This window comes from Paraburkholderia sp. BR10954 (genome assembly GCF_040965775.1).
GTDB classification, from domain to species: Bacteria; Pseudomonadota; Gammaproteobacteria; order Burkholderiales; family Burkholderiaceae; genus Paraburkholderia; species Paraburkholderia youngii.
Genome location: NZ_JBFRCK010000330.1, coordinates 1 through 255, shown reverse-complemented (window position 1 = coordinate 255; position 255 = coordinate 1). Strand labels below are relative to the sequence as shown.

General features: G+C 70.6%; 1 protein-coding gene. It reads right to left on the bottom strand.

Annotated elements, in window-relative coordinates:
• Positions 1-255, bottom strand: a 255-nt coding sequence (locus AB4Y34_RS42455; protein WP_368719377.1) for a hypothetical protein, incomplete at both ends; no start/stop codon positions are given.

The window sequence follows — 255 nt, the reverse complement described above, 5'->3', positions numbered from 1 at the left end:
GCGCTCCGCCGCCGGCAGGATCTCCAGCTCCCGCACCGGCGTGTGCGGCGAGCGCTCCAGCAGGCCCGCCAGATGCTCCAGCGCATGTTGCATGTAACCGCAGATACGCTCTGCTGAAACCGGCTCGGCCGCTTCCGCCGTCAGGCCCAGCGCCTGCCCACAGTCTTCCACCGACAGGGTCAGGGGATAGTTGGTGCGCTCCTGCGCACCCAGCCACTCGATGCCGCCCAGGACATCGTCCGCGGCGCCGCCCTG